6 protein-coding genes are annotated in these 6,839 nt (G+C 61.6%); 1 reads left to right on the top strand and 5 read right to left on the bottom strand.

The annotated features are described in order from the left end of the window. The first annotated feature begins 312 nt into the window (after window positions 1-312). Complete coding sequence (locus ACOVRJ_RS02375; protein WP_422042304.1) at window positions 313-1,182, top strand: alpha/beta hydrolase; 870 nt, start codon at window positions 313-315, stop codon at window positions 1,180-1,182. A 168-nt stretch (window positions 1,183-1,350) separates the two neighbouring features. On the opposite strand, the gene ACOVRJ_RS02370 is transcribed toward ACOVRJ_RS02375, so the two are convergent. The 5 genes from ACOVRJ_RS02370 to ACOVRJ_RS02350 form a co-directional block, all read right to left on the bottom strand. Then, window positions 1,351-1,971 (bottom strand): YitT family protein, encoded by a 621-nt coding sequence (locus ACOVRJ_RS02370; protein ID WP_422042303.1) that lies wholly within the window; start codon window positions 1,969-1,971, stop codon window positions 1,351-1,353. Beyond that, window positions 1,968-2,186 (bottom strand): DUF2788 domain-containing protein, encoded by a 219-nt coding sequence (locus ACOVRJ_RS02365; protein WP_422042302.1) that lies wholly within the window; start codon window positions 2,184-2,186, stop codon window positions 1,968-1,970. Before ACOVRJ_RS02365 ends, ACOVRJ_RS02370 begins: the two co-directional genes overlap by 4 nt. A gap of 31 nt (window positions 2,187-2,217) precedes the next feature. Next, window positions 2,218-3,009, bottom strand: a complete 792-nt coding sequence (locus ACOVRJ_RS02360) for a DUF2189 domain-containing protein (protein ID WP_422042301.1) — start codon at window positions 3,007-3,009, stop codon at window positions 2,218-2,220. Between the two features lie 148 nt (window positions 3,010-3,157). Beyond that, window positions 3,158-4,222: a tRNA 2-selenouridine(34) synthase MnmH gene (gene mnmH, locus ACOVRJ_RS02355; RefSeq protein ID WP_422042300.1), complete on the bottom strand. Its 1,065-nt coding sequence runs from the start codon at window positions 4,220-4,222 to the stop codon at window positions 3,158-3,160. After that, window positions 4,219-6,837 (bottom strand): [protein-PII] uridylyltransferase, encoded by a 2,619-nt coding sequence (locus tag ACOVRJ_RS02350; RefSeq protein ID WP_422042299.1) that lies wholly within the window; start codon window positions 6,835-6,837, stop codon window positions 4,219-4,221. The genes mnmH and ACOVRJ_RS02350 overlap by 4 nt, the downstream gene beginning before the upstream one ends. Window positions 6,838-6,839: the final 2 nt, after the last annotated feature.

Genomic DNA, 6,839 nt, shown 5'->3' with positions numbered 1-6,839 from the left:
GGTAGAGCACTGCCTTCACACGGCAGGGGTCGCAGGTTCGAACCCTGCACCGCCCACCAAATAGGTCTCGGCAATCGCATCGAGGCAGCCCTTTCAAAAGGGCGCAATCAATCCACCCGCCTGCATAGGCGCAGGTGGATTTTTTGTTTCCGAAGCATCCCGAACGACGAGTCTTGACGGTCTGCGAGTCTGCTGGGTGTCGCAGTTTTGCTGCGCCATTTGGCAGTAGAGGGCGCTCGCAGTGGCGAGCTTGCAGCAGTTTGGGCGACACTTGTGTTCAATCCCAATTGCAAGTCAATTCAAGGACACTTCATGCGCCATCACAGCCCCGACTGGTTTGATGCTCAGTACAACAACCGACTCCGGGTGAGTAACAGTGAGGTTTTGTTGGATCGCTGGGCGCGCGCGTCGCAACTGGTGCGCGAGAAGATGTTCTGCAAGCTCAATCTGCCTTATGGCGATGGGCCGATGGAGCGGTTGGATTTGTTCCCTGCTGATGTTCACAAAGCGCCGGTGCTGGTCTTTTTGCACGGCGGCTATTGGCGCGCGTTAGACAAGTCTGACCATTCCTTTCTGGCCAGCGCCTTCGCAGACGAAGGCGCCATGGTGATCGTGCCGAACTACTCCTTGTGCCCGGAGGTGGGGATTGATCGCATTGCCCTGCAACTGGTGCAAGCGCTGGCCTGGGTTTGGCGCCATGCGGCCGAACATGGCGGCGACCCGAATCGCATCGTCTTGGCCGGGCATTCTGCCGGTGGGCACTTGGCCACCATGCTCAGCTGCTGCGACTGGAAATCGGTCGCGCCGGATCTGCCGCATCATTTGGTCAAGGGCGTGCTGTCTATCTCAGGCGTTCACGACTTGGCGCCGATTCGGCAAACACCGTTTCTGCAGGCCGACCTGAATTTGGATGCCGACGCTGTGAAGCGGCTCAGCCCTGTGCATTTCCCCGCGCCGGAGGCGCCGGTCTATGCCATCGTGGGCGCTGACGAGAGCGAAGAATTCAAGCGCCAGACGCAACTGCTCCGGCAGGCCTGGGGTCAGCGTGCGGTGCCCATCTGCGAAGAGGTCCCGGGCTTCAATCACTTTGACATCTTGCATGATCTGGCGGATCCCGAGGGCCGCAGCCACCGCTTGGCTCGCAAGTTACTTGAGCTGCGCTGGTACAGCGCTTTGCTCTGAGTTGGTTCATTCGCGTAAGGGCTCGCTTGCCTTTTTTGCCGGGTGAAGTCCGATTCTTTGGTGCGGCGACAAGGTGTTTCTGGCTTTCGTACAAACCTTGCCTGACCCCAAGGGCAGCGGCAAGACCGCCGAGCATTGGGACTCTTCGACCAAGCGCTGAGTGAGGCTTCAGACCGCCAGATAACGGCCCGGCCGGTGGTTTACCGCCAGCGCCGCATTGATGGCCAGCATGCCCAGCAGGGACATGCCTACTTTTTCGGCGGGCACAAAGGCAAGGGCGCTGAGCAGGATGAGGCCATCCAGACCTGCCTGCACATAGCCCGCGCGCCAGCCGCGTTTTTCTTGCAGGTACATCACCACCACATTGAGCCCACCCAAGGAGGCTCGGTGGCGGAACAGGATCAGCATGCCAGCGCCAATCAACAGGCCGCCGGCGATGGCCGCGAACCAGACGTTCAGTTGCGCGAACTGCAGCCAGCGCGGCAAAACTTCCGCCAGTACCGCCATCAGGCTCACCGCCCCGATTGTTTTCACCGTGAAGGGCAAGCCCATGCGTCGGTACGCCAGCCAATAAAAGGGCAGGTTGATCGCGAAAAACAAGGCACCAAACGGCAATCCCACGGCGTAATGGATCAAGAACGCGATGCCGACGGTACCGCCCGTGAGCAGGCCGGCCTGCTTGAATAAGGCCACGCCAATGGCCACGAACAAGGTGCCGGTGATCAGGGCTTGGGCGTCTTCAAGCCAGGAATGACGGAAGCTGCGGGTGGCGGTCTTGCGGACGCTCATGAGCCCAGGCCCGCCATAAACCATTTCAGAACGCCTTTGGCCAAAAAGCCAACCAGACCAAAGCCCAGACCCAAGAGCAGGATGAAGGTCCCAAAGCGGCCGGCCTTGGACTCACGCGCCAGCTGCAAGATGATGAACACCATGTACAGCATGAACGCGCCGACGCCCCAGGTCAGGCCAATTTGGGCAATTTCTTGTTCGCTGTATCCAAACATCCGGGTACTTCTCGTTGTTTTGGTGTTTGAGTCAGTCTCGGGTCGAGACCAGGTCACGGTAGGCGTGCCAGCTGGCATGGCCGAGCCAGGGCATGATGACGATCAGTCCGAGCATCAGCGTGGCCATGCCGAACAGGGTCAGCAACATGATCAGTGCGGCCCACAAGGCGACCGGGGCGGGGTACTCCATCACCACGCGCCAACTCGTGAAGACGGCGCCCAAGATGCTGACTTCGCCAATCTTGCGATCCAGCAGCAAGGGAACGGTGATCATGGTGGAGGCAAAAACTGGGGCCGCCAGCAGGGCACCCAAGGCCAGCCAGGCTTCGAACAAATGCGACTCTTCGTTGAGCACCACATGGTGGAGAAAGTCCATCGGCGCATGAATGGGCGAGCTGGTGAAGCTGGTGACCAAGGAGGCCGAGGTCATGACCCAGCCGGTGCCAGCAAATGCCAGCAGCACGCCGAACACCACCAATCGACCGTCGCGCGGGCGCCAGGCGCGCAGCACGGTCGCAAAACTCGGCTTCTGTCCTCGTTCCAAGTCTCGGCTGATGACGTAAAGACCGGTCGCAAGAATCGGCGCAACCAGCAAGAAGCCGCTGAAAGCGCCGGCCAGAAGCCAGAACCGATCTTTTGCGAGCAAGAAGATCAGGGCGCCGATGAGGGCCAGCACCAAGCCATGGGCCAGCGAGGGGCCAGGGCAGCGGCACAAATCTCCCCAGCCCCGGGCCAACCATCCCAAAGGGCGCAACATCGGGATTGGCTTCACGCCGAACTGGCGAGATTGCTGCAGGGCCTTTTCGGTTTCGAGGATTTGCATGGGTTATCGATTCAAGCGTTGCATGGTGCCATGCTCGCACGAGCCGGGCCTTGATGGGCATCAAGACAAACACCTGCTTGATGTCCGCCAAACAAGAGGCGTTTGTGCTTGCTGGCTTTCGGATCAGGGAGAAAGCCAGTCTCTCTGATCAATCAAGAGCTAACAACTCGCGCGCGCCGGTCTCCAGTGATTGAGCCTGTGCATCGGTCAAGGTCAAGCGACGCGCCTGGGCCAATTGAGGGTAGTGATTCGCCAAAGACCGTTCGTAGCCGGGGTCGTAATGCTCCAGCATCAGCTCACGAAAGGCATTGGCCCAGTCACCGCTGCGGGCCTGTTCTTGCCAACGCTTGACGCGTTCATGCCCGCGCATCGGAATCAAGGCATCTAGGCGGGCGCAGAACTGCTCGGGCTGACCCATGAAATGCGCATAGTCTTGCAGCAGCAATTGCACGCGCGCGTCATCGTCCATTTGCAGCCAGTAAAGATGCTGGCTGTTTCGCAGCGCTTCGTAAAGCGAGGCGGGCATGCGCAGCTGGCCGATCTTGCGACTCTCGCTTTCCACAAAAACCGGCCGCGCCGGGTCGAAACTTCGCATGCGCTGCCACAGCATGCTGTCGAAGCGTTTCTGGCTGGGTTGTTTTTGATCGGGCAGGGCACCCAAGACCGAGCCGCGATGCTCAGCCATGGCCTCCAGGTCCAGCACCTGGGCGCCGAGGCGCTCCAGCGCATGCAAGAGCCGCGTCTTGCCGGTGCCGGTGCGCCCGCACAAGACATGGAGCTGCAAACCTTGCGGCAGAGTCTCCAAGGTCTCTCGGACTTCGGCCCGGTAGGCCTTGTAGCCGCCTTGCAACTGGCGCGCCTTGAAGCCAATCTGACCCAAAAACCAAGTCATCGCGCCGGAGCGCTGGCCGCCCCGCCAGCAATAGACAAGCGGGCGCCAGCCGCGCGACAAAGGCTCGGCATGCTCGTCCAGATGGCGGGCGATATTGCGCGCGACCAGGGCCGCGCCGATCTTGCGCGCCTCGAAAGGCGAGCTCTTGTAAAGCAGGCCGACCCGGTGGCGCTCTTCGTTGTCCAGCACCGGCCAGTTGAGCGCACCGGGCACATGGTCTTCGGCAAACTCGGCCGGCGAGCGCACGTCGATGATGGCGTCAAACTCGCTCAGCTGGGCCAGGGCCTGCGCGGCCTCAATCAGGATGGAGGGTGGCTTCATAACTGCAGTGACACGGCGTCCAGCAACTCGCTTTCGATCTGCAACTGCGCCTTGTTTTGCTGCAGCGCCGCACCGTCGACCAAGAAGGTATCCTCCACCCGTTCGCCCAAGGTCGAGATCTTGGCCAGTTGCAAATTGATGCCGTGACGCGCCAACACCCGTGCAATCGCGTACAGCAGGCCGGCGCGGTCACTGGTGCTGATGGACAGCAGCCAATGTTGCGCTCGCTCGTCCGGGCGCAGTGCAATGCGCGGGGTGAAGGGGAAGGACTTGACGCGCCGGGAAAGGCGCCCACGGCGCGGCTCCGGCAGTGGGCCCTCTGCCATCAAGGCCTGGGTTAGCTTGGCTTCGACCAAGGAGACCAGGTCGCGGTGATGCAAGTCCATATCCGGACTCAGCACCTGGAAGGTATCCAACGCAAAGCCCTTACGGGTGGTGTGCACCTTGGCATCCAGGATGTTGAAGCCGGCGCCGTCGAAATAGCCGCAAATGCGAGCGAACAAATCTTGGGCATCGGGCGAATAGACCAGGACCTGCAAGCCTTCCCCAATCGGTGAAGGGCGGGCTCGCACGATGGGTTTGTCCGTCAGTACATGGCGCCACAGCGAGCGCGCATGCCAGGCCAGGTCGTTGGCTTCGTGGCGAGCAAAGTAGCTGAGCTGCAAGGTGCCCCAAAGCTCGGCTTCGGTATCGGGCAGCATCGAGTGCAGGGCCAAGGCTTGGCGTGCCTCTTGCTTGCGGGCCTCGATGTCGGCGGTCAGGTTGGGCTGAGCGCCGCCGAGCGCACGCAGGCTGATGCGGTAAAGGTCTTCCAGCAGCTTGCTCTTCCAGGCATTCCAGACCTTGGGGCTGGTGCCGCGGATGTCGGCTACCGTCAGCAAATAGAGCGCGGTGAGGTGGCGCGCATCGCCCATTTTTTGGGTGAAGCGCTGGATCACATCGGGGTCGGACAGGTCTTCCTTTTGCGCCACCCTGGAGAGGGTCAGGTGATGCTGGACCAGAAAGACGGCCAGCTCGGTGTCTTCCTTGTTCAGGCCGTGATCACGGCAAAAGCGACGCACTTCCACCGCCCCCAGATCGGAGTGGTCGCCGCCGCGGCCCTTGGCCACATCATGGAAGAGCGCCGCGATATAGAGCAGCTCCGGCTTGTCCCATTGCGCTGCCAGCTGCGAGCAAAACGGGTACTCGTGGGCATGCTCGGGAATGAAGAAGCGCCGTACATTGCGCAGCACCATCAGGATGTGCTGGTCCACCGTGTAGACGTGGAACAGGTCGTGCTGCATCTGTCCGACGATGCTGCGGAATACCCACAAGTAACGCCCCAGCACCGAGGTCTGGTTCATCAGCCGCATCGCATGCGTTTGGCCTTCGGACTGGCGCAGGATCTGCATGAAGGTGGCGCGATTGGCCGGGTCGCGCCGGAAGGCGCTGTTCATCAGCTCGCGTGCGTTGTAGAGCGCGCGCAGGGTGCGAGCAGAAAGCCCTTTGATGCCCGGCGTTTGCTGATAGACCAAGAAGGTGCGCAGGATGGCGTGCGGCTCGCGCAGGTAGAGGTCGTCGCTTTCGACCTCCAGCATGCCGGCGCGATCCAGGAAGTGATGATCAATGCGCCGCATCAGCTGCTGCTGAGAACCGTTGACCTGCTCTTCCAGGTTCAGCAGCAAGATCTGATTCAGCTGGGTGACCGCCTTGGCCGCCCAGTAGTAGCGCCGCATCAGCACCTCGGAGGCACGATGACCCTGGCTGGCTTGGTAGCCGAAACTCTCGGCCACGGCGTTCTGAAGGTCAAACACCAGCCGGTCTTCGCGACGCCCGGCCACGCTGTGCAGGCGCGCGCGAATCAGCTTCAACAAGCCTTCATTGCGCTGCAACTGGCGGCTCTCAAAGGCGGTGATCAAGCCGCGGTCGGCCAAGGCCTTCCAGGTCTTGCCCAGGCCGGCGGCGCGCGCGATCCAGATCAGCACCTGCAGATCGCGCAGTCCGCCCGGGCTTTCCTTGCAATTGGGTTCCAGCGAGTAGGGCGTGTCGTCGTACTTGATGTGACGCTGCCGGGCTTCCAGTGTTTTCGCGCGCAAAAAAGCCTTGGCGTCCATGGCCGCCATCAGCGCCTGCTCCAGCGACATGAACTGTGTGCGTTTGCCGGCCAGCAATCGGGCTTCCAGCAAGGCGGTTTGCACGGTGACATCCGCCGCTGCTTCCTGCAAGCATTCGCCCAAGGTGCGAACCGAGGAGCCGATTTCCAGGCCGATGTCCCAGCAGGCGGTGATGAAGGCTTCGATGGAGGTCTTCACCGGGCCATTGGTGTGCGCCTCAACCCCGTCGGGCAAGAGCACCAGCACATCCACATCGGAATGCGGGAATAACTCGGCGCGACCATAGCCGCCCACGGCCACCAGGCAGGCGCCTGCGGGCATGTCGGCGTGCATCCACAACTGCTGCAGCTTGGCATCGACATGGCGAGCCAACTGGCGCAGCAATTGGGCGGCGGCTCTTTGCGTGGGAGGCGCTTCCCGAAACGCGCTGATCAAGGCAAGCTTGCCGGCCTTGAAGCTTTGGCGCAGCTCCGCAAGGCTGGGCAGAGGCGTGACGGAGTCCGGCAAGGCGCGATTGCCCATCA

Origin of the sequence: Roseateles sp. (assembly GCF_049240545.1) — a bacterium.
In the GTDB taxonomy this organism is placed as follows: domain Bacteria; phylum Pseudomonadota; class Gammaproteobacteria; order Burkholderiales; family Burkholderiaceae_C; genus Paucibacter_A.
The sequence above is the reverse complement of the archived record's forward strand: the minus strand, read 5'-3'. Positions and strand labels throughout refer to the sequence as shown.